Genomic DNA, 22,479 nt, shown 5'->3' with positions numbered 1-22,479 from the left:
GATGTGACTAAGAGAATGGCTCAGAAGCGAGCGGCATAAGCACAAGCTGAAAAATTGCACAGCGTCTCGTGCGGATTTGCATGTTGAGAATGGAAACAATGGGGGAGATCCACTCTCATTCCCCGTCATGCAAAAAAGCATGAGGGGATGAAGAGCAGTAGATACAAAAAAACCGCAGCGAACTGCGGTTTTTTTTGGTGCCCAGAAGAAGACTCGAACTTCCACGACCTTGCGGCCACAGATACCTGAAACCTGCGCGTCTACCAATTCCGCCATCTGGGCTCAGATGACAACCGGGTTACCCCGGCTGGTGAAGGGGTATTTAGCTTGGCCCCGTACCCTCGTCAACGGAAAAAAATACATTTTTCTCAGGATTTGTTTCTTTTTGTTATTTGGCGTCCAGTCGCCTCTCCAAATTCCCTAAAAAACAGCAGTTTTTCATGGTGTGTTGCCTGTGTCCTTGGGGCGAGGCAGGTGGTCGGGGAGGATGCTGAACCATTTGTGCTCACCGAGCGTTCCAAAAAGAGGCGTAGACTATGCGTGGGCTATCCCAGAAGGCAGGCCAGAGCAGACAGGAGTGGAAAGAACACCATGAGTGAGCAGAAGATTGCGACAGTGTTTGGCGGTGGTGGCTTTGTGGGGCGGTATGTTGTCCAGCGTCTGGCTGAAGCCGGATACACCGTACGTATTGCCTGCCGTAGGCCGGATAAAGCCGCATCCCTGCGGGTTTTGGGAAAGCTGGGGCAAATCGCGCCTTTCTATGCCTCGGTGCTGGATGATGCCTCAGTATCCTGTGTGGTCGAGGGCGCGTCTGTTGTGATCAATCTGGCCGCGGTGCTGGGGGATGCATCCGGGCAGGGGCTTGAGGCCGTGAATGTTGAGGGGGCAGGTCGGGTAGCGCGTCTGTCCGCACAGGCTGGCGTGCCAGCGTTTGTGCAGATGTCTGCTTTGGGAGCGTCTCATTCAGCACCGTCTGCTTACGGGCGGAGTCGGGCCGCGGGGGAAGATGCTGTCCGGGCCGTCATGCCGCAGGCTTCTATTGTCAGGCCGTCCGTTATCTTCGGGCCGGAGGATCACTTCTTTAATATGTTTGCTACGCTGGCGCGGTATCTGCCGGTTCTGCCTGTTTATGGTGCCAATGCGCGCCTTCAGCCTGTGTATGTAGGGGATGTGGCGCAGGTTGTGGCGCGGTTGGCGGAAGATCCCTCGCTGGCGGGGCAGGTGTGGGAACTTGGCGGGCCGGATATCCTGACCATGAAGCAGATTTATCAGTGGGTTTTGCGGACCACGCAGCGCTCTCGTGCGCTTTACGTGGTGCCTCCGGCTCTGGCGCGCATTCAGGCAGCGATTTTCGAGCGTTTGCCGGGACATATCCTGACGCGTGACCAGTTGCTGATGTTGTCTCAGGACAATGTTGTGCCGCCTGGTCAGTCAGGTTTTGAAAAGCTCGGGCTGACTCCGCAGAGCATAGAGGCCATCGTGCCGTTTTATCTGACCCGTTATCGGGCGGGTGGTGGGCGTTCAGGCGTTCGCCTTGTAGAATAAGGGGTTAGAGATAAAAAGGTCCGATATGAAACCTATATAAAATGGTTTTTGAGGCTAAATCTCTTTCAAAAACAGGAAAAATAAAGAAAGGACAGTAATACTGTCTTTTCAGGATGGCGCGTAAGGCGCTACCTCAGTCCTGCTTGTTTGGGGCGAGGTCTGTCTGACGCGCGCCCCGTCTCCGGGGAACGCCTTATGACCACACCCATGCTGAAATTTGTCTCTGTCGCTCAAAAGCAGCCTGATAAGCGCACAGCGCAGGCGCGACGGGCGGATTTTGCGGAGATTTATGAGGAGTTCTCTCCCGCTGCGGCAGGTGAGCAGGCCAGCCGGTGTTCTCAGTGTGGCGTGCCGTTCTGTTCCGTGCATTGCCCGTTGGGAAACAATATCCCCGACTGGCTGATGCTGACGGCGGAAGGGCGGCTGGAAGAAGCCTATGAGGTCTCTTCCGCGACCAACACATTCCCGGAAATTTGTGGCCGCATCTGCCCGCAGGACCGTCTGTGTGAAGGCAACTGTGTCATTGAGCCGGGGTTTGAGAGCGTTACCATTGGTGCGGTCGAGCGCTATATTACCGACACAGCCTTTGAGAATAACTGGGTCAAACCCACACGCCCTGTGCGGGAACGGACGGAATCCGTCGGGATTGTCGGGGCTGGTCCTGCGGGGCTGGCTGCCGCTGAGCGCCTGCGGGCCTCAGGCTATCAGGTGCACGTGTATGACCGGTATGACCGCGTGGGTGGCCTGATGGTTTACGGTATCCCTGGTTTTAAGCTGGAAAAAGAGATCGTCGCGCGTCGCCATGCTTTGCTGGAAGAAAGCGGCGTGACGTTTCATCTGGGGCAGGGCGTTGGTAGCGGCGAGGGTGATCTGTCCTTTGCAGAACTGCGCAGCCGCCATCAGGCCGTTCTGATCGCCACCGGTGTTTACAAATCCCGTGCGATTGGTGGCCCCGGTGCCGGACTGGCAGGCATTGAGCGCGCTCTGGATTATCTGACCGCCTCTAACCGTTGTTCTCTGGGCGATACGCTACCGGACGATGCGCAGGCGCTGGATGCCAAAGGTAAGAATGTCGTGGTGCTGGGCGGTGGCGATACCGCGATGGACTGTGTGCGCACGGCCATTCGTCAGGGGGCCAAATCCGTTAAATGTCTGTATCGGCGTGACAAGGCCAACATGCCGGGGTCCGCGCGGGAAGTGAAAAACGCGGAAGAAGAAGGCGTTGAATTTGTCTGGCTGTCCGCGCCGGAAGCGTTTCTGGGCGATGACCATGTGACGGGCGTGCGCGCCACCCGCATGAAGCTGGGCCTCCCGGACGCCACAGGCCGTCAGTCGGTCGAACCGCTGGAAGGCAGTTCCTTCACGCTGGACGCGGATCTGGTGATTGCCGCTCTGGGATTTGACCCGGAACCGCTGCCGCAGCTGTGGGGCCAGCCGGACCTTGCTGTTTCCCGCTGGGGCACGCTCAAGGTGGGGCATGATAGCTTCATGACCACTCTGCCGGGTGTGTTTGCCGCAGGCGATATTGTGCGCGGGGCCAGTCTGGTGGTGTGGGCTATTCGCGATGGTCGGGATGCGGCGGAACGCATTCATCAATGGATTGAAACACACGCAACGGCGCAGGCCGTGGCGGAGCAGGGATAATGGGCATGCAGAAGCATCCTGACACCACGCATGGTGAAAGCGCCAAAGAGTTTTTTGAAGCGTGGGACAACAATGTTGCCGCTCTGGACGGCCTGTATGACCCGGCTGATGAACGGGATTCCTGTGGCGTTGGTCTGGTTGCAGCCCTGGACGGCAAGCAGCGCCGTGACGTGGTGGAAGCCGGTATTGCAGCCCTGAAAGCTATCTGGCATCGCGGTGCGGTGGATGCCGATGGAAAAACGGGTGACGGTGCCGGTATCCATGTGGAAATCCCGCAGAATTTCTTTGCGGATGCGATCACCAGCACGGGTGACCAGCCGGTAGAGGGTGCGATCATCGCCGTCGGGCAGGTGTTTCTGCCCAAGACGGATCTGGTCGCGCAGGAACAGTGCCGCCAGATTATCGAGACGGAAATTCTGGCCTTCGGCTACGGCATTTACGGCTGGCGTCAGGTGCCGATTGATACGGCCTGTATTGGTGAAAAAGCCAACGCGACACGCCCGGAAATTGAACAGATCATGATCCGCAACCTGCCGGGCACGGCAGAAGAAGCGTTTGAGCGGGATCTGTACGTTATCCGTCGGCGGATTGAAAAAGCGGCAATTGCAGCGCAGGTCGATCTGTATATCTGCTCTCTGTCCTGCCGCTCGATCATCTACAAAGGCATGTTCCTGGCCGAGCATCTGACCGAGTTTTATCCGGATCTGCTGGATGAGCGCTTTGTCAGCCGCTTTGCCATTTATCATCAGCGTTATTCCACCAACACCTTCCCCACATGGAAGCTGGCGCAGCCGTTCCGTCGTCTGGCGCATAATGGTGAAATCAACACCATTTCCGGCAACATCAACTGGATGAAAAGCCACGAAACGCGGTTGTCTCACCCGGATCTCGACCCGTGGATGCAGGACATCAAACCGCTGGTGCAGGCGGGTGGGTCCGATACGGCAACGCTGGACAACGTGTTTGAACTGCTGACCTTTGCCGGGCGTGATGCGCCTGCGGCCAAGGCGCTGATGATTCCTGCCAGCGTGGGCGGGAATTCTCTGATGAAGCAGTCTCACCGCGATATGTTTGCTTATTGCAATGCGGTGATGGAACCGTGGGACGGCCCGGCAGCCCTGTGCGCCACGGATGGCCGCTGGGTGATTGCCGGTCTGGATCGCTCCGGCCTGCGCCCGCTGCGCTATACGGTAACAGACGATAATCTTCTGATTGTCGGGTCTGAAACCGGCATGGTACGTGTGCCTGAAAGCAATGTTGCCAAACGCGGGCGGCTTGGCCCGGGCGATGTGATCGGCGTCGATCTGCAGGAAGCGCGCCTGTATGGCAATGAGGAACTGCTGGATCTTCTGGCTTCCCGTCAGGACTTCTCCTCATGGGTCGGCGGTATTCAGAAAATTGGCTGTATTGTCCGCTCCGATGTGAAAGAGCCGGTTCTCTATCAGGGTGATGAACTGCGTCGCCGTCAGCTGGCTGTGGGCACCACGCTGGAAGAGCTGGAAGCCATCCTGCACCCGATGGTGGAAAACGGGACAGAAGCCATTGGCTCCATGGGCGATGATACGCCTCTGGCGGTGCTGTCTCCGCGTTTCCGTGGTCTGTCACATTATTTCCGGCAGGGCTTCAGTCAGGTGACCAACCCGCCGATTGATTCCCTGCGGGAATCCCGCGTGATGAGTCTTGCGACACGTCTGGGAAATCTTGGGAATATTCTGGATCAGTCCGCAGAGCAGTGCGAAATGCTGCAACTGCCCAGTCCGGTTCTGACATCGGGTGAATATGAAGCGCTGCGTAATTTCTGCGGCACCTCCGGCTGCCTGATTGACTGCTCTTTCCCGGCGAAGGAAGGCGAGACTGGTCTGCGTGAAGCCATTGCCCGCATCCGGCGTGAGGCAGAGGAAAGCGTGCGTGGTGGCTGCACGCATGTGTTCCTGACGGATGAAAACCAGTCTCCGGACCGGGCGTATATCCCGATGATTCTGGCGACAGCGGCAGTTCATACGCATCTTGTCCGCAACTCCCTGCGCACCTTCACATCTCTGAACGTGCGGGCCTCCACCACGCTGGATGTGCATTCCATTGCAGTGACCATCGGGGTCGGGGCGACCACGGTTAACCCGTATCTGGCACAGGAATGTATTGCGGACCGGCATCGCCGCGGGCTGTTTGGTAAGCTCTCCCTGCGTGAGTGCATGGAGCGTTACCGGAAGGCCGTGGATAAAGGCCTGCTCAAGATCATGTCCAAAATGGGCATTTCGATCGTGGCGTCTTACCGTGGTGGTTGTAACTTTGAGGCGGTGGGGCTCTCCCGTGCGCTGACGGCGGAATTCTTCCCCGGTATGCCGTCCCGCATTTCCGGTATTGGTCTGCCCGGGATTGCCCGCAATGTGCTGACCTTCCATCAGGAAGCATGGGATTCTGTGTCTCTTGCCCTCCCTGTCGGTGGTTTTTACAAACTACGCCGCAAGGGCGAGCAGCATGCGTTTGATGGCACGCTGATCCACATGCTCCAGACCGCTGTGGCGAGTGACAGCTTCACCATCTACAAGCGGTATGCGGATGCCGTGCGGGCACAGCCGCCGGTGGCGCTGCGGGATCTTCTGGATTTCCGGGAAGGGCGCACGCCCATTCCGGTAGAGGAAGTGGAAAGCATTACGCAGTTGCGGAAACGCCTGATCTCCCCGGCTATTTCTTTGGGGGCCCTCAGCCCGGAAGCGCATGAGACGCTCTCCATCGCCATGAACCGGATTGGTGCGAAATCTGATTCCGGTGAGGGCGGGGAAGATCCGGAACGTGCAAAACCGCGCCCGAATGGTGATAATGCCTCTTCCGCCATCAAGCAGGTGGCGTCTGGCCGCTTTGGTGTGACGGCACAGTATCTGAATGATTGCCGTGAGCTGGAAATCAAGGTCGCACAGGGTGCCAAGCCGGGTGAAGGCGGGCAGCTGCCGGGCTTTAAGGTCACGGGGCTGATCGCCAAGCTGCGTCATGCCACGCCGGGTGTGACTCTCATTTCTCCGCCGCCACATCATGATATTTACTCGATCGAAGATCTGGCTCAGCTGATTTATGACCTGAAGCAGATCAACCCGGATGCCACGGTGACAGTCAAGCTGGTGGCCCGTTCCGGCATTGGCACCATCGCGGCGGGTGTGGCGAAGGCAAAAGCCGATGCCATTCTGATTTCCGGCCATTCCGGTGGCACAGGGGCCAGTCCGCTGACCTCCGTGAAATATGCCGGTCTGCCGTGGGAACTGGGTTTGGCAGAAGCGCATCAGGTGCTGATGCTCAACCGCCTGCGGCATCGCGTAAAGCTGCGCACTGATGGTGGTATCAAGACCGGACGTGACGTGGTGATTGCCGCTATGTTGGGTGCGGAAGAATTCGGGATTGGCACGGCCAGCCTTGTGGCCATGGGCTGCATCATGGTGCGCCAGTGCCACTCCAACACCTGTCCGGTGGGCGTGTGCTCGCAGGATGAGGCGATGCGCAAGAAATTTGAAGGCACGCCGGAGAAAGTCATCAACCTGTTCTCCTTCATTGCTGAAGATGTGCGCAATATTCTGGCGTCTCTGGGCTTCCGCAGCCTGAACGAAGTGATCGGCCGGACCGATCTGCTGCGTCAGGTGTCTCGCGGCGCGGATTATCTGGATGATCTGGACCTCAACTCTCTGCTCTCACAGGCAGATCCCGGCCCGTTTGCGCGCTATTGCACGCTGGAAGGCCGGAACGAGGTCCCGGATACGCTGGATGCGCAGATGATCAGCGATGCAAAACCGCTGTTCGACCACGGTGAGAAAATGCAGCTGCACTACAACGTGCAGAACACGCAGCGTGCCATTGGCACCCGCATGTCTTCTCTCATTGTGCGGAAGTTTGGCATGACGACGTTGGCTCCGGGTCATCTGACGGTGCGTTTGCGCGGGTCTGCCGGGCAGTCACTGGGGGCGTTTGCCGTGCAGGGGCTGAAGCTGGAAGTGCTGGGGGATGCCAACGATTATGTTGGTAAGGGTCTGTCCGGCGCGACCATCACCGTGCGGCCTTCTCCGTCTTCCCGTCTTGTCAGCAACCAGAACGCCATTATCGGCAACACGGTGCTGTATGGCGCGACGGCGGGCGAACTCTATGCCTCCGGGCAGGCGGGTGAACGCTTTGCGGTGCGTAACTCCGGTGCTGTGGCCGTGGTGGAAGGCTGCGGGTCCAACGCGTGTGAATATATGACCGGCGGCACCGTGGTTGTGTTGGGCGAAATTGGCGACAATTTCGGTGCAGGCTTTACCGGCGGCATGGCGTTTGTGCTGGATGATACCAACACCTTTGAAAAGCGCGTTAATCCGGAGTCCCTGTTCTGGACACGGGTGACGGATGAGCGCTGGGCGGAGGAACTGCGGCGTCTGGTTGAGCGGCATGTAGAAGAAACCGGTTCCCCTTATGCAACAAACCTGCTGCATAAATGGAACGATGTTCTGCCGCGCTTCTGGCAGATTGTGCCGAAAGACTACGCCCGTATCATCGGCTTTAGTGTGCCGGAAGAAGAGCTGGCCGAATCTGCCTGATCAGGCTTTTGCCTGACAAAGAGGATGGTCCCGAAAGATCTGTTTCTGCCTTATGAGCGTATAAGGCAGGGAGGTCTTTCGGGTCGTGCTGAGTGCGCAGCCTGACCTGCGCCGTATGTGAACCCCGATTGCGTTCACATGTACTCGCCTCATGCTAAATTGCGCGATAGGATGCCGCTTATGAAACATACAGCGCATTCTCACCGTTCGTCTCAGCTTCCGGCCTTTGCTGCGGAAGCCGGGGCTGTGGCCGCAACCAGTGCCGCGCCGGGGCAGGAGGCTTCCACCCTTCCGCGCTGGGACCTTTCGGCTCTCTATAACAGTATGGAAGATCCGGCGATTAAGCAGGATCTGGCTCAGGCTGAGCAGCAGGCCAAAGAGTTTGCCGCCCGTTATCAGGGCAAGCTGGCAGGTCTGTCCGGGGCTGAGGTGGCGGAAGCCATCCGCACCTGTGAGGCGATTGAGGAGATACTGGGCAAGGCCGGGTCCTATGCCTCGCTGCTGTTTGCCGCGAATTCGTCCGATCCGGAAATCAGCCGTTTCAGCCAGTCTATTAGCGAAAAGCTGACCGATATTTCCACGCATCTGTTGTTCTTTACGTTGGAACTCAACCGGCTGGATGATGCCGATCTGGCGCAGAAAATGCAGGACCCGGCTCTGGCGCACTGGAAGCCGTTTCTGGATGATACGCGCCTGTTCCGCCCGCATCAGCTTTCTGATGAGGTCGAGAAGGTTCTGCTGGAAAAATCCGTAACGGGTGCGCAGTCCTGGTGCCGTCTGTTTGATGAGACGATTGCCGCCCTGCGCGTCACGCTGGATGGCAAGGAAATGCCGGTTGGTGATGCGCTGAACCGCCTGTCCGATTCGGATCGCTCTGTGCGTGAGAAGGCCGGGAAAGCCGTTGGTAAAGTGTTTGGTGAGAATGTGCGGCTGTTCGCCCTCATCACCAACACGCTGGCCAAGGACAAAGCCATTTCTGACGGGCTGCGCCATTACGCCCGCCCCACATCCTCCCGCAACCTGTCCAACATGGTTGAGGACGAAGTGGTGGATGCGCTGGTCTCCGCCGTCCGGGAAGATTATCCGCGCCTTGCGCATCGCTATTACGCCCTCAAAGCGAAATGGATGGGGCTGGATAAGCTGGAGCATTGGGACCGCAACGCCCCACTGCCCGGCTGTGAAGACCGCAAAATCCCGTGGGATGAAGCTAAGCAGATTGTGCAGAAAGCCTATGATGGCTTTGACCCGCGTATGGGTAAGGTGATCAATACCTTCCTGACGCATCCGTGGATTGATGTGCCGCCTGCTCCTGGCAAGTCTCCCGGCGCGTTTGCGCACCCCACAGTGCCGTCTGCGCATCCGTTTATCCTGCTGAACTATCATGGCCGCACGCGCGACGTGATGACGCTGGCACATGAGCTGGGCCATGGGGTGCATCAGGTTCTGGCGGCAAAGCAGGGCTACTTCCAGTCCAATACCCCGCTGACGCTTGCTGAAACGGCCAGTGTGTTTGGGGAAATGCTCACCTTCCAGTCTCTGCTGGATGCGGAAACGGACCCGGACCGCAAGCGCACCCTGCTGGCCGGCAAAGTGGAAGATATGCTCAACACTGTGGTGCGCCAGATTGCGTTCTACGAGTTTGAAACCCGCGTGCATGATGAGCGTAAATCCGGTGAGCTCCTGCCGGAGCGGATTGGCGAAATCTGGTTGCAGGTGCAGACGGAAAGCCTCGGGCCGGTCTTCAATTTCACGCCCGAATATGACGTCTTCTGGGCGTATATCCCGCACTTCATTCACTCGCCGTTCTATGTCTATGCCTACGCGTTTGGCGATTGTCTGGTGAACGCGCTGTATGGCGTGTTCAGTGAGGGTGCACCGGGTTTCCAGGATAAATATATTGCCATGCTGGAAGCAGGCGGCACCAAGCGCCACAAGGAACTGCTGGCACCGTTCGGGCTGGATGCGTCCGATCCGGGCTTCTGGCGCAAGGGGCTGGATGTGATCTCCGGCTTTATCGATCAGCTGGAGCAGGCGTAACATGGCCGAACGGGACTTGGACAATAGCGGCGTTTTTGGTGAGCTGCGCCGCATGGTCCAGACAACCGGCACCGTGGGTGGTCTTGCCGCCCGCCTTGCCGGGCACAAAATGGGGATTCGCTCAGGCGGTGCCTCACATGCGGAAGATCTGAAATCCATTCTCGGTGGTCTGAAAGGGCCGCTGATGAAGGCGGCTCAGCTCCTCTCCACCATCCCCGGCGCGCTGCCGGAGGAATATGCGGAAGAGCTGGCCCAGTTGCAGGCCAATGCCCCGCCGATGGGCTGGAACTTTGTGCGCCGCCGCATGACGGCGGAACTGGGGGCTGGCTGGGAACGGAATTTCCGCTCCTTCGGACGGGAAGCCGCAGCGGCTGCCAGCCTCGGGCAGGTGCATAAAGCCGTGCTGGCCGATGGCCGGCAGGTCGCGTGCAAGCTGCAATATCCGGATATGAATGCGGCGGTGGAAGCCGATTTGCGCCAGTTCCGTATGGCCATTGGGGTTTACCACCGGCTGGATAACGCCATCCGTCAGGATGACGTGGTGGAAGAACTTGCCGAGCGCCTGCGCGAAGAGCTCGATTATCTGCGTGAAGCCGCCAACATGCGGCTGTATCGGACCGCTCTGGCTGACTGTCCGGAAGTGACGGTGCCGGCTCCGATTGATGAACTCTGCACGCGCCGCCTGCTGACCATGGAGTGGGTCAACGGGCGCGGCCTGAACGCCGTTATTCAGGCAGGCCTGACGGAAGAGCAGAAGCAGAAGATTGCCCGCACGTTGTTCCGCGCCTGGTACGTGCCGCTGTATCAGTATGGCGTGGTGCATGGAGACCCTCATATGGGGAACTTCACCGTGCGGGATGATTACGGGCTGAACCTGCTGGACTTTGGGGCGATCCGGATTTTCAATCCGTCCTTCATCAAGGGGAATATCGACCTCTACCGGGCCTTGCAGACCAAGGATAAGGAACTGGCCACGCAAGCGTATGCCGCGTGGGGCTTTACGGACCTGACCCCGGAAAAGATCGACGTCCTGAACGAGTGGGCCGGGTTCCTGTATGAACCGCTGATGGATAACCGCGTGCGGTATATTCAGGAAGGCAACAATCCCGCTCTGGGGCGTGAAATCCTGTCCAAAGTGCATGAAGGCCTGCAACGCACGGGCGGTGTGCGCCTGCCGCGGGAATTTGTGCTGGTGGACCGTTCCGCCGTGGGGCTGGGCTCTGTCTTCATGCGGCTGAAGGTGAAGATGAACTGGTACGAACTCTTTCATGAGATCGTGCAGGACTTTGATGAAGCCGCTTTGGCTGCTCGCCAGAAAGCTGCCGTTGACGCTGCGCGCTTCCCGGCAACGCCTGCCAGCTAACCTGCTCTGTTGAGGTTAGTCCTGTAAGCCTGCTCTGCGGTCTACCCTTCGAGGGGTAACAGGGCAGGCTGGCAGCTATCCGCACCGGCACACGTGCCAGACAGGATGGCTGCCGTTTCAGGCTTTAGTAAGCCTGATAGTCAACTTTTTTCAGATGCTGTTCGTTATAGTCCAGCTGCTCTTTGGTGAGCTGGAAGCCCACTTCAAACCGGTAATCCGAGTCTATGTTCTTGGGCGGAATGGGCAGATCGACCGTCACGACCTTGCTGTCGCTGGTAATGCTGGAGAGGTTGGCCGGGAACTGGAACGTGTGTTTGAACACATGCTTGTTCACAATCCGGTCCCCATGCAGCACGGCAATAAACCAGGGCAGCGTGACAGTGCTGCCAGCGGCGGCCGGCCCGTGGCTGACTACAAAACGCAAAGCGATTCGGGTTTTCAGATCCTTCGGCCCGGCGCCCAGACAATCCCCCTGTAATTTCAGGATGCTCGCCCGCGTGATCAGATGCGGGAAGGTCGCGGTCTTGCCGTCATACAGATAGTAATCCGCAGCTTCCGGCGGAATATGGGTGAGCGGGCAGGAGGGGGCAAAGGCAATGGAGGCATTTTCCTCATCCCCGCAGCCACCAAGGATGGTCAGCAGGCCAAGAGCCGCAAGACCTGACACCGCAAAGCGGGGCAGCAGGCGGCGTGGATGAGAAAGGTCTTGGGACATGTGCAAATCCGGAATTATCGGTTAGAGGGGGTTGAACAGATAAAAAACGAGCAAAACATAGACATCAAGCAGGGTTGTGCTGGCCACAATGCCGGAAAACGGGTTGCATCACCACCTCGCTTTGCGTAGGCCATGGCCACGGTGACCGCGACCTGCTCAGGGTTTCGGGCATAGCCTACCTTACTTATGCTTCTTATAGCTGTTTTTTCTATACCGTCCGCCGCAAGTTTGGGGAACACCATGCCCGATCAAACTCCCGCCGCCACACAGGAGCCCGCACAGGCCCCGCATGGCAAGTCTCTTAAGGTTCTTCTCGCTGGTCCGCGTGGGTTCTGCGCCGGGGTAGACCGCGCAATCCGCGTGGTGGAAGAAGCCATCCGTCGCTACGGCGCACCTGTTTATGTGCGTCATGAAATTGTCCACAACCGTACGGTTGTGGAAGCTCTGGAAGCGCAGGGTGCCATTTTTGTCGAGGAACTGGATGAGGTTCCGCCTGATGGCCACGTCGTATTCTCTGCCCATGGTGTGCCCAAAACGGTCCCGGCTGAGGCGGAACGCCGCAACCTGCTGTATCTGGATGCAACCTGCCCGCTGGTGTCCAAAGTGCACCGCGAGGCCGAGCGTCATTTTGCCGGCGGTGGCCCGGAAAGCCGCCATATCCTGATGATCGGCCATGCCGGGCATCCTGAAGTGGTGGGCACTATGGGCCAGCTGCCCGTCGGTGCGGTTACGCTGATTAACGATGCGGAAGAAGCCCGCACCGTGCAGCCGGCTGATCCCTCCCGTCTGGCCTTTATCACGCAGACCACGCTCTCCGTAGATGATACGGCTGAGATCGTGGATATCCTGCGCGAACGCTTCCCGCTGATTGAGGGGCCGAAGCGCGAGGATATTTGCTACGCCACTACCAACCGTCAGGAAGCAGTGAAGGCCATTGCGCCGGAATGCGATCTGGTGATTGTGATCGGCTCCCCCAACTCCTCCAACTCCCAGCGCCTGCGGGAAGTGGCCGAGCGCTCCGGCGCACCGCGTGCTCTGCTGGTGCAGCGTCTGGATGCGCTGGACTGGTCCGTACTGGAAGGCGTGAACACGCTGGGCATTACGGCGGGTGCCTCTGCTCCGGAAGCACTGGTGCAGGAAATGGTGGCCGAAATGGCCAAGCGTTACACCCTGTGCATTGATGAGCGCACGGTGAAGGAAGAAAGCGTGATCTTCCGCCTGCCTGCTCCTCTGGGCTGAGGGCAGCGCAGAAGGATGGCCGTTTATACAGATGTGAGCGATGAAGCCCTTGAGGCTTTTCTGAGCGATTACGCCATTGGGAATCTGGTGGCATTTCGTGGCATTGCCGAGGGTGTGGAAAACAGCAATTTTCAGCTGCGCACCACGCAGGGGGATTTTATCCTCACGCTGTATGAAAAGCGGGTGAATGCGCAGGAACTCCCGTGGTTTCTGGGGCTCATGCAGCATCTGGCGGGGGAGGGTGTTTCCTGCCCGCAGCCGGTGGCTAGTACAGCCGGGCAGACGCTCGGCACACTCGCAGGGCGGCCTGCGGCTATTACAACCTTTCTCCCCGGTGTATGGCCGCGTAAAATCCGGCAGGAACATTGCCGCCCGCTTGGGCAGGCGCTGGCTCAGCTGCATGAGGCCGGGCGGACCTATACGCCTGTGCGCCCCAACGCTCTGGGGCCGGACGCATGGCAGCCGCTGCTGGACTCCTGCCGGGCGGGGGCGGATGCGGTGCATCCCGGCCTGCTGGCGGAACTGGATGCGGCCTTTACGCATATTCTGCCGTACTGGCCGGGGCAGGGTGCAAATCCTGCGCTCCCTCATGGGCAGATCCATGCGGATCTGTTCCCCGATAATGTTTTCTTCCTGCGAAAAACCGTCTCCGGGCTGATTGATTTCTATTTCGCCTGCACGGATTTTCTGGCCTATGACATCGCCATCTGCCTCAACGCCTGGTGCTTTGAAGGAGATGGGTCATTTAACGTCACATTCGGCCGCCAGTTGGTGCAGGGCTATGAGTCTGTGCGCCCGCTGAGTGCCGCAGAACGGCAGGCGCTGCCGGTTCTGGCCCGGGGTGCCGCCATGCGCTTCCTGCTGACGCGGCTGTATGACTGGATCAACACGCCGCCAGATGCACTGGTAACCCCTAAAGACCCGCTGGATTACCTCAAGCGCCTGCGCTTCCATCTGGCAACGGAGACGGTCGATGGCTACGGATTCTGAAATGAGCGCCCCTGCCGAGCAGTTGGCGGAGCAGCCTTCTCCGCAGGTTGTGGAAGTCTGGACAGATGGCGGATGCCGCCCCAACCCCGGCCCCGGTGGCTGGGGGGTGCTGCTGCGCTTTAAAGGTGTAGAGCGTGAGCTTTCTGGTGGGGAAGAAGCCACCACCAATAACCGTATGGAACTGACGGCGGCGGCGGAAGCGCTGGAAGCCCTCAAGCGCCCCTGCACAGTGCGGCTGCATACGGACAGTGAATATGTGCGCAACGGCATTACGCGCTGGCATACGGGCTGGGTGCGGCGCAACTGGCGGAATGCCTCGGGTGACCCGGTTGCCAATATGGATTTGTGGCGGCGTTTGCTGGATGCGGCCAAACAGCATGATGTCTCATGGCATTGGGTGAAGGGCCATTCCGGTGTGCCGGAAAATGAGCGCGTGGATGAACTCGCCACCGAAGCCCGGAAAACCGTCGAAGAGGCCATGAAAACCGCGAGCTGAGCGTCGCGCTGTCCGGAGCAGAAGATGCCTGATTTGTCCTCAAGACAGTATGTGATTGTCCATGGTTATCTGGCCAATCCTGATGCGCACTGGTTTCCTTGGCTTAAAAAGCAGTTAGAACAGCGCGGAGCCACGGTCTCTGTGCCCGCTCTGCCAGCGTCTCAGGCCCCGGAGCCTGAAGCCTGGGCCGAGGCTCTGGATACGCTTCTGCCGCACCTGAACAACCAGACGGTTTTGATTGGCCACAGTCTTGGGTGCGTAACCCTCCTGCGTCATCTGATGTCCCGCCCCAAAGGGGAGACGGTGGGAGGTTATGTTCTGGTTTCCGGGTTCGACAAACATCTTCAGACCCTGCCGGAACTGGATGCCTTTACGGATAGCCCTCTGGATTATGAGGACTTGCAGCGCCGGAGTGCGTTTCGGGCGTCTGTTTTTTCTGACAATGATCAGATCGTGGACCCGTGTCTGTCTCAGGCTCTTGCCACGTCTCTGCACACCACAACGCTGGAAGTGCCGGGTGGTGGGCATTTTCTGGGGCGTGAGGGGCACGAACAGTTTCCTCAACTGCTTGATCTCCTGACGCATGCCTGACAGCCCCTCGCTATGACAATTTGCCCGATTGTCCGTTTTCCTGACCAGCGTTTGCGGCAGGTAGCCGCTCCTGTGACGCTTTTTAACGAGAGTCTGTCCGCTCTGGCGCAGGATATTCTCGACAGCATGCGGGCCGCACCGGGTATTGGTATGACCGGCCCGCATATTGGCGTGGCGCAACGTGTGGTGGTGCTGGAACTCCCCGATGCTCCGCAGCCCCAGATTTATGTGAACCCGGACATCATCTGGATGTCGGAAGAAACGGTCCGGCAGGAAGAGGGCAGCGTCTCCATGCCGGGCGTGACGGATCTGATCGAGCGGGCCGCCAAAGTGCGGGTGCAGTATCAGGATCTGGATGGCGTGACCCATGTGGAGGAGGCGGAGGGTCTGCGGGCGGCCTGCCACCAGCACGAGATTGATCAGCTGAACGGGATTTTCTGGATTCAGCGGCTGTCCGGCCTGAGGCGTAAGCGTGTGATTGCCCGGTATGAGAAATTGCAGCGCCTCCAGCGGTAAAGTGCTGGCGGTTAAAGCTTGAAAAAATTGCCCCTGCGTTTGGGGGAAAGCCAGTGTTTGAGAGAGCAAGAGTGTCTGTACTATTCAAACAGATCAGCAAGAAGAGCTTTGGCTATCTGCTAGCTTTTGTCGTGCTGTCCGGCTTTTACATGTCTCTGGCGGCCACCCTGCCGCTTAATTCAGACAGTGCCTCCGCTGTGCTGGAGGCGCAGGACATCCTGCATGGAAATGGTCTGCTGCATGGCTGGGACCTTTCCGCTGAATCCTACTATGCAACAGAAACGCTTCCATACGTTGTACTGGCGGGTCTGGCAGGCTGGCATCTGTCTTTTTACTATCTGGTGCCGGCCATGCTGTTGGCCGCTTTGGTGCTGCTGGCTTTCCGGCTCTGTCGGATCATGGCTCCGGCTGGGGCATGGTGGTGGCTGGCTCTGGTTGCAGCCCCCACGGCCTTTGGTGTGCAGGTGATGCTGATCCCCTGCATCCATATGGGTGCCTATGTTGGGGTGCTGGTCTGCTGGTTGCTGATTTTTGCGCAGATCAGGCAGGAGAAACCGGCGGTGTGGACCGTGTTTGTTGCGCTGCTGGTCCTGTGCCTCGCCAGTGATGACATTGTAAAATACTGCTTTGTCCTTCCCGTTCTGGGGTCTGCTGCTCTGCTGAGCGTGCAAAGTCGCCGGCTGGAATACGGGCGGTTGGTGCTGTGCGTGCTGGCGTCGCTGGGGCTGGCGCATGTGCTGAAAACCGTGCTGGCACATAACGGCGCTTTTCATGTGCCGGGATTGTGGACCATGTCTTTCGCCGGGCAGACGCGTGTTTGGTATAATCTTTCCGTGCTGGTTTCCGGGGTTCTGCACTTCTTCGGTGCGTATTTTTTTGAAAAAGAGTTCTCCCTGCAGGGCGCAGGGAAAGAACTGCTCCATCTGGCTGTGTTGCTGCTGGCGTTGTGGGGTGTTGTGCGCGTTGCACGGAGTAAAACGCGCCAGCTAGATCTGTTTGATTATGCTGCGTTGCTCTGCATCGGTATTATGGTCGGGGCGTTTACGTTTAGCCAGCTGGCGATTGACAATGCCTCAACCCGCTATCTGGTGTTCCCATATGTGATGATGACGCTTCTGCTGGCACGGCATACGGTTCTGCCTGCTGCCGGCCGGACAATGGGGCTGGTAGGAGCGGCAGTCTATGCGGTGCTGAGTGTGCCAGCGCCAACCTTGCACATCTGGCAGACAAACCGGAACTTCCCCATCAATATGGAATTAGCCCGCCTTGGTCTCACGCAAGGCTTTGCATCCTACTGGAGTGCCGCGAGTAACAGTCTACCCAATCAGGTGCGCATTGCGCCGGTGGAATTTGGCGCCGAAATCAAGCCGTTTCATTACCTGTCAAAACGCGACTGGTACACGCAGGGCGGCAATTTTGTTCTGTGCGATACCCCCGCGCAGGCTGCTCAGGCACAGATCCGCTTCGGCTCGGCCCGCATGGTTGAGCCGGTGGACGGGCACATCCTGCTGGTGTGGGACAAGATACTCACACTGCCGGGTTAAGGGGCACAAAGCCTCCCGGCAGGGATGTTCTCAGCGGTCCGTCAGACGGAATTCAATCCGGCGGTTGCGGGCGTAGGCGGCAGCATTGCTTTCCGTATCCAGCGGCTGATAGTCCGCAAAGCCGGTTGCGGCCAGATGGTGCGGGTTGATCCCTTCCGCCACCAGCAGCTTGACCACGGTAATGGCGCGGGCGCTGGACAGTTCCCAGTTGCTGGGGAAGGCGGTGTGAATGGGCTGACGGTCAGCATGGCCATCCACGCGCAAAATCCACGGAATATCAGCAGGGATATGGCTGGTCACGCTTTTAAGGGTCTGGGCCAGCGTATGGATTTCTGACTGGCCTTCCTTAGAGAGGTCAGCACTCCCCACCGGGAACAGCACTTCGCTCTGGAACACAAAGCGGTCGCCCACCACATGCACACCCTTCTGGTTGTGCAGGATGTCCCGCAGGCGGCCAAAAAATTCGGAGCGGTAGCGGCTAAGCTGGCCGACCTTGTCTGCCAGAGCGGTATTCAGTTTTGCAGAAAGATCGCCAATGGTGGCGTCCTTGTTCTGCACGGTTTTTTGCGAGACATCGAGCGCCTGCGCCAGAGCAGCGAGACGGGCGTTCAGGTCCGTCAGTTCATCATTCAGCTGTGTGACCCGCGTCTGGTCGGCAACGCTCAGAGTGCTGGCGGCCTGTGCGGCATTGCGCGCGGTTTCGGCCTCGGCGGTCTGAGCCGAGAGGGCTTCCGTATCGTGGGTATGCTGGGCCTGCAGGCCGGTCACGCTGTCTTCCAGGGCATGGTTGCGGGCGTGTTCCGTATCAAGCTGGCGGGAGAGTTCCGCCGTCTGACCTTCCAGTTTTTCCAGTACATGCTCGCGCCGGTTCAGCGCTGCGGAGAGCAGGGTCTGGCCCATGACAAACACCAGCAGCACAAAAATAACGACCATCAGCAACGTGGAAAGCGCATCCACGTAGCCGGGCCACGCATCCAGTCCGGCGTGCAGCTTTCTGCGGCGGCGGGCCATGCTCAGGGTGCTTTCCGGTCGGAGGGCGCAGTCTCGGCTGTTGCAGCAATAGTGCGGGCCAGCAGACGCAGGTCGTTCCGCAGATCCGTCGTCATACGGGTGCGGCCTTCCTCATTGTTCTGCACCAGCGTTTGCAGCAGGCGTTCAATATTATGCAGGGCTTCTGTCTGGCCTGCGGTGGATTCCAGCCGGTCAGAGAGCTTGCTCAGCACAGCACTTTCCCGCTCACGCCGGGCCTCGCTGGTGCGGACCAGATTTTGCAGGGATTCCAGATTTTCGGCCGTTTGTTCCAAGAGTGCCTGAATGTAAGCCGGGACGGAGGTCGTGCTTTCCACGCCAGAGCCGGAGGGTGCGCCAAAGCGGGTCTGTTCCGCCAGCCATTCTTCCAGCTCGTTGAAGAAGCGGTTTTGTGCCTGCCCGGCGGTGAGGTCCAGAAAGCCCAGAACCAGCGCACTGGCCAGACCGAAGAGAGAACCGGAAAATGCCGTGCTCATGCCATGCAGCGGCTTGGCCAGACCGGTTTTGAGCTGGCCGAACATGGCGTCCAGATCGCCACCACCGACGGACATGTTGCCAATGACGTCCGCAATGGCGGCGACAGTCAGCAGCAGGCCGTAGAAGGTGCCCAGCAGACCCAGAAAAATCAGCAGGCCCGTAAGATAACGGGAGACTTCCCGCCCTTCATCCAGTCGGCCGGAGATGGAATCCAGCACGGCCTGCATGGCGGGGGTGGAAAGGGCGGCAGGGTTACCGCGCTGGTCCGGGCGGGTGCCGAGGGCCGTGGCCAGCGGGGCCAGCATACGCGGCGGCGGCAGGGCAGCCAGACCGGTGCGGGACTGACGAATGGCGTCCACCCAGCCTACTTCCGGCAACAGGCGGCGGACCATCACGACATTCCACAGAATACCGATGGCCAGAATCCCCAGAATCAGACCATCAAGCAGCGGGTTGCTGAAGAAGGCATCCCGCAGTGGCCGCCACAATGTTGCAGCGACAAGCGCCACACACACGAGAAACCCGATCATTCTGAAAAGATACTGTGTGGGGCGCGTCATCTGGTTCCGGTCCGGTTAGAAGAGGAAGGGCGTCAGGGTACAGCGTCTGACTGGTAAATATCGATATAATCCTGCCCACCATGATCGACGGGGGTTTTGGGCAGGCCGATCACGCGCAGATAAATGCGGGTGGAGGGAATGCCGCTATTCATCAGCACGCTGCGTGCCGCCAGCCCGCGAGAGAGGGACATGCGGCGGGGCAGGGATGGATCATCCACAGCGCCGGAGCTGTAGGCATCAATCAGGGCGCGCACATGCGGCTTGTCAGCCAGCGACTGCGCAAAACCCAGCAGAGCCTGATGTGTTTCGGGGTTCAGCGTAGCGGCCCCGGCGGCAAAGGTAACCCGAACACCTCCCGGAATGGTGAACACAGTGCCGGTGGCTTTTTCGTCAATGGCAGGCTGTGCCGGCATGGGGAACGGGTGGAGTTCCACATCAGGCGGAGCTGGCGTGAGCTGCGGCACCGGCGGTGGTGCAAGCGGAATGGTTGCCGGAACTGGTGGATGGGCGGGCGTTGCCGGCTTGGCATTGCCTGCGGGTGCTGTGGTGCTGGCAGCAGGAGTTGGTGTGGTTTGCGGTGCAGCCGTAGTAGCGGCAGGCGCATTCTGCGTGGCAGCCGCCGGTGTTCCGGAAGCTGCGGGAGCGGGCGTGACCGCGTGCGTCAGCGGCGGTTGGGTGACCGGCTTCGGCGCGACCCGTTTGGGGGCGGGGGCTGTCTTGTGCGCAGCCGGATGCGGGGCGGTATGAGCCGGGGCGGGGTGCTTGCTCGCCAGTTCATCCAGCGCCTGCGTATTGGTGACAACCTGCGCATGCGCGAGCGAGGTCGGCAGCAGGAGGAGGGCGCACAATCCTGTCAGACGGCGCGGTCGGAGATGAGAGTTGTGCATTGCGGGCAAGACTAAACCAGAAGAGGGGCGGGGTGAAATGGCAGAACACCCTTCAGAGTGATCTTTTATGCGCCTAACGGGGCGAATGTAGGGCATCAGGCGGAAAACTGCTCTGCGGTAATGCGTTCGGACAGGGTTTGGCCGGGGTCAAACAGCACCGTTACGGCCAGATTGCGGTCTTCATGAATGTGCACGGAGACCACATCGCGGATTTCAATCGAATCAGCCACCGCCGCGACCGGGCGTTTTTCAGCTTCCAGAATGGTAAAGCCCACCTGTGCCGTAGAAGGCAGGAGCGCGCCGCGCCAGCGCCGGGGGCGGAACGGACAGATGGGGGTCAGCGGCAGCAGATTGCCCGAAAGCGGGACAATCGGCCCATGGGCGGACAGATTATAGGCGGTGGAGCCGGCCGGGGTGGCCAGCAATGCGCCGTCGCAGATCAGCTCCGGCATGCGCACCATCCCATCCACATCCACCCGGATTTTGGCGGCCTGACGGGTCTGGCGGAACAGGAAGACATCATTCAGGGCCAGAGCCTCATGCGTGTCCCCCTGCATGGTGCGGGCCGTCATGCGCAGCGGATGGAGGGTGGCGGCCTGGGTGGTGGTCAGACGTTTGGGCAGATTGTCTTCCAGCATCGGGTTCATCAGGAACCCGACGGAGCCGCAGTTCATCCCGTAAACCGGCACGGTGAGATTTTGCTCCAGCACCACGCGCAGCGTTTCCAGCATGAAGCCGTCGCCTCCAAGGCAGACAACCACATCGGCTTCCCCCGGATGGCAGTTGCCATACTGGTGAGTCAGGCGGTCAAACTCGTGTCTGGCGACTTCGGTCGGGGCGGCCATAAAGGCAATGCGTTCCGGCACTTTGGTCAGCACGGGTGACGGGGGAGCGGAGGGAAGTGGAGAGCTGGTCATGGCAGGCACCCCATAGCGGGCCGGTGTCGGAAAAAGCGGGCGGGCAGGCCGCATCCCTTATCCTGCAACGGACAGGTCCTGAAAGGGGGCGGCCTCATTTTTATGGAGGCTGGTGCCCAGCAACTCATCATAAACGCTCAGGGTTGCCTGCTGCATGGCGTGGGTCGTGTAGTGCGCCAGCACGGTGGCGCGCGCGGCCTCTCCCATGGCGTGGAGAGCCTCAGGCGGGGCGTGCAGGATACTGGCAATAGCCTCGGCTAGCGCCTGCACATCACCGGGGGGAACGCTCAGGCCGGTGAGGCCATGCTGGACCGTTTCCAGCGCCGCGCCATGGGCTGTGACGATTACGGGGCGAGACATGGCCTGTGCTTCCACCACCACACGCCCAAACGGTTCTGGCCGGAGGGAAGGTATAATCACCAGCGCGGCCAGTGCCATGGCAGCCGGCATATCCTGACAATGCCCGGCAAACCGGACCTGTTCCGTCAGGCCCAGCGTGCGGGCATGGGCAACAAGGGCCTCCCCATAGGCATGGCCGGGCGGACAGGACCCGGCAAACACGCAGACCCACGGCATCATGGGCGCTGTCTGTTTCACCCGTGCGAGCGCATCCAGCAGAAATCGCTGGCCTTTCCATTCCGTCAGCCGGCCCGGCATGAGAAGAACCGGCACGCCAGCGGGGACGTCCCAGCTCTCGCCGAGCCGGTGCACCCGCTGTCCGCTGACGGCATCCGGGCTGAACTGAGTGATGTCAGCGCCACGCGGAATGACCCGTAGACGGTCCGGCCCGACATGATACTCCTGCGCCAGCCGCTGGCCGATATGCTGGCTGATGGCAATCACGCGGTCGCCAGAGGCCAGAACGGCGTTATAGCGCTTTTTGCCAGGGAAATTGTTGGCATGCACCCCATGCCATGTGGTGACAAAAGGGGTGCCGGTGCGGTTGCAGGCCAGACGTGCCACCCATGCCGGTGCGCGCGAGCGGGCATGGACGAGGGCCACATTATTCTGCCGGATAAAGCGCGCCAGCGTGCCGGCGTTGCGCAAAATGGAGAGCGGGTTTTTGCTCCCACAGCGGGGCAGGGTGTGGTGTTGCGCCCCGAGCCGTTCCAGCGAAGGGACCAGCCTGCCGCCAGCGCTCATCACCAGAGCAGTGCCGCCTGCCTGCGTGATGGCATCCGCCATTTCCAGCGTGCCCCGTTCGACACCGCCCTGTTCCAGAGCGGGAAGAATTTGCAGGATGACGGGGGAATGTGGCGGTATCGTCATATTAGGGCTGTTAGCATGGTTTTCTGGCAACAGACACTCTTCCGCGAACATCCGCATTTCTGGCCCGACTTGACCACCCGGCCCGTATCCGCGCTATGGAAAGA

At 59.6% G+C, this 22,479-nt stretch carries 17 protein-coding genes and 1 tRNA gene; 11 read left to right on the top strand and 7 right to left on the bottom strand.

Translation table 11 applies throughout. The annotated features are described in order from the left end of the window. Positions 1-195: 195 nt before the first annotated feature. A tRNA-Leu gene (locus ACHQGU_RS11705) sits at positions 196-282 on the bottom strand. Between the two features lie 309 nt (positions 283-591). Here ACHQGU_RS11705 and ACHQGU_RS11700 point away from each other — a divergent pair. The 5 genes from ACHQGU_RS11700 (at position 592) to ACHQGU_RS11680 (ending at position 11,145) form a co-directional block, all read left to right on the top strand. Beyond that, positions 592-1,545 carry a complex I NDUFA9 subunit family protein gene (locus tag ACHQGU_RS11700; protein WP_395495121.1) on the top strand — a complete coding sequence of 318 codons (954 nt, stop codon included), beginning with the start codon at positions 592-594 and terminating at the stop codon, positions 1,543-1,545. A 195-nt stretch (positions 1,546-1,740) separates the two neighbouring features. Next, positions 1,741-3,189, top strand: coding sequence for an NAD(P)-dependent oxidoreductase (locus ACHQGU_RS11695; RefSeq protein ID WP_395495120.1), 1,449 nt, complete (start codon positions 1,741-1,743; stop codon positions 3,187-3,189). Next, positions 3,189-7,745 carry a glutamate synthase large subunit gene (gene gltB / locus ACHQGU_RS11690; protein ID WP_395495119.1) on the top strand — a complete coding sequence of 1,519 codons (4,557 nt, stop codon included), beginning with the start codon at positions 3,189-3,191 and terminating at the stop codon, positions 7,743-7,745. Before ACHQGU_RS11695 ends, gltB begins: the two co-directional genes overlap by 1 nt. A 171-nt stretch (positions 7,746-7,916) precedes the next feature. Then, the gene (locus ACHQGU_RS11685) at positions 7,917-9,782 is read left to right on the top strand and encodes a M3 family oligoendopeptidase (protein ID WP_395495118.1); all 1,866 of its coding nucleotides are present in this window, start codon (positions 7,917-7,919) and stop codon (positions 9,780-9,782) included. Position 9,783: 1 nt separating this feature from the next. Then, positions 9,784-11,145 carry an ABC1 kinase family protein gene (locus ACHQGU_RS11680; protein ID WP_395495117.1) on the top strand — a complete coding sequence of 454 codons (1,362 nt, stop codon included), beginning with the start codon at positions 9,784-9,786 and terminating at the stop codon, positions 11,143-11,145. Between the two features lie 124 nt (positions 11,146-11,269). Here the strand turns inward: ACHQGU_RS11680 and ACHQGU_RS11675 are convergent, their stop codons facing one another. Next, positions 11,270-11,860 (bottom strand): hypothetical protein, encoded by a 591-nt coding sequence (locus tag ACHQGU_RS11675; RefSeq protein WP_395495116.1) that lies wholly within the window; start codon positions 11,858-11,860, stop codon positions 11,270-11,272. Positions 11,861-12,100: 240 nt separating this feature from the next. Here ACHQGU_RS11675 and ispH point away from each other — a divergent pair, with 240 nt between their 5' ends. The 6 genes from ispH to ACHQGU_RS11645 all read left to right on the top strand — a co-directional run bounded on the left by ispH (position 12,101) and on the right by ACHQGU_RS11645 (position 17,236). Then, the gene (gene ispH, locus ACHQGU_RS11670) at positions 12,101-13,099 is read left to right on the top strand and encodes a 4-hydroxy-3-methylbut-2-enyl diphosphate reductase (protein ID WP_043553687.1); all 999 of its coding nucleotides are present in this window, start codon (positions 12,101-12,103) and stop codon (positions 13,097-13,099) included. Positions 13,100-13,114: 15 nt separating this feature from the next. Next, positions 13,115-14,089 (top strand): homoserine kinase, encoded by a 975-nt coding sequence (locus ACHQGU_RS11665; protein ID WP_395495115.1) that lies wholly within the window; start codon positions 13,115-13,117, stop codon positions 14,087-14,089. Then, the gene (gene rnhA / locus ACHQGU_RS11660; RefSeq protein WP_062141436.1) at positions 14,073-14,585 is read left to right on the top strand and encodes a ribonuclease HI; all 513 of its coding nucleotides are present in this window, start codon (positions 14,073-14,075) and stop codon (positions 14,583-14,585) included. The genes ACHQGU_RS11665 and rnhA overlap by 17 nt, the downstream gene beginning before the upstream one ends. A 24-nt stretch (positions 14,586-14,609) precedes the next feature. Further along, positions 14,610-15,176, top strand: a complete 567-nt coding sequence (locus ACHQGU_RS11655; RefSeq protein WP_395495114.1) for an RBBP9/YdeN family alpha/beta hydrolase — start codon at positions 14,610-14,612, stop codon at positions 15,174-15,176. A 12-nt stretch (positions 15,177-15,188) separates the two neighbouring features. Beyond that, entirely contained in the window at positions 15,189-15,692 is a 504-nt protein-coding gene (locus tag ACHQGU_RS11650) for a peptide deformylase (RefSeq protein ID WP_395495113.1), read from the top strand. A 71-nt stretch (positions 15,693-15,763) separates the two neighbouring features. After that, a complete protein-coding gene (locus ACHQGU_RS11645) occupies positions 15,764-17,236 on the top strand; it encodes a hypothetical protein (protein ID WP_395495112.1) in 1,473 nt (490 codons plus the stop codon). A gap of 30 nt (positions 17,237-17,266) precedes the next feature. Here ACHQGU_RS11645 and ACHQGU_RS11640 read toward each other — a convergent pair whose 3' ends face one another. From ACHQGU_RS11640 to ACHQGU_RS11620, 5 genes are all read right to left on the bottom strand, one after another. Continuing rightward, positions 17,267-18,247 carry a peptidoglycan -binding protein gene (locus ACHQGU_RS11640; RefSeq protein WP_395495111.1) on the bottom strand — a complete coding sequence of 327 codons (981 nt, stop codon included), beginning with the start codon at positions 18,245-18,247 and terminating at the stop codon, positions 17,267-17,269. 2 nt (positions 18,248-18,249) lie between these two features. Further along, entirely contained in the window at positions 18,250-19,302 is a 1,053-nt protein-coding gene (locus ACHQGU_RS11635; protein ID WP_215754173.1) for a flagellar motor protein MotA, read from the bottom strand. Between the two features lie 32 nt (positions 19,303-19,334). Then, the gene (locus ACHQGU_RS11630) at positions 19,335-20,150 is read right to left on the bottom strand and encodes an OmpA family protein (RefSeq protein WP_395495110.1); all 816 of its coding nucleotides are present in this window, start codon (positions 20,148-20,150) and stop codon (positions 19,335-19,337) included. 134 nt (positions 20,151-20,284) lie between these two features. After that, on the bottom strand, positions 20,285-21,106 hold the full coding sequence (locus ACHQGU_RS11625) for an NAD kinase (RefSeq protein WP_253554196.1): 822 nt from the start codon (positions 21,104-21,106) through the stop codon (positions 20,285-20,287). A gap of 57 nt (positions 21,107-21,163) precedes the next feature. After that, complete coding sequence (locus ACHQGU_RS11620) at positions 21,164-22,375, bottom strand: glycosyltransferase family 4 protein (RefSeq protein ID WP_395495109.1); 1,212 nt, start codon at positions 22,373-22,375, stop codon at positions 21,164-21,166. Positions 22,376-22,479: the final 104 nt, after the last annotated feature.

It is taken from the genome of Acetobacter sp. KSO5, from assembly GCF_044094635.1.
Lineage (GTDB): Bacteria > Pseudomonadota > Alphaproteobacteria > Acetobacterales > Acetobacteraceae > Acetobacter > Acetobacter cerevisiae.
The sequence above is the reverse complement of the archived record's forward strand: the minus strand, read 5'-3'. Positions and strand labels throughout refer to the sequence as shown.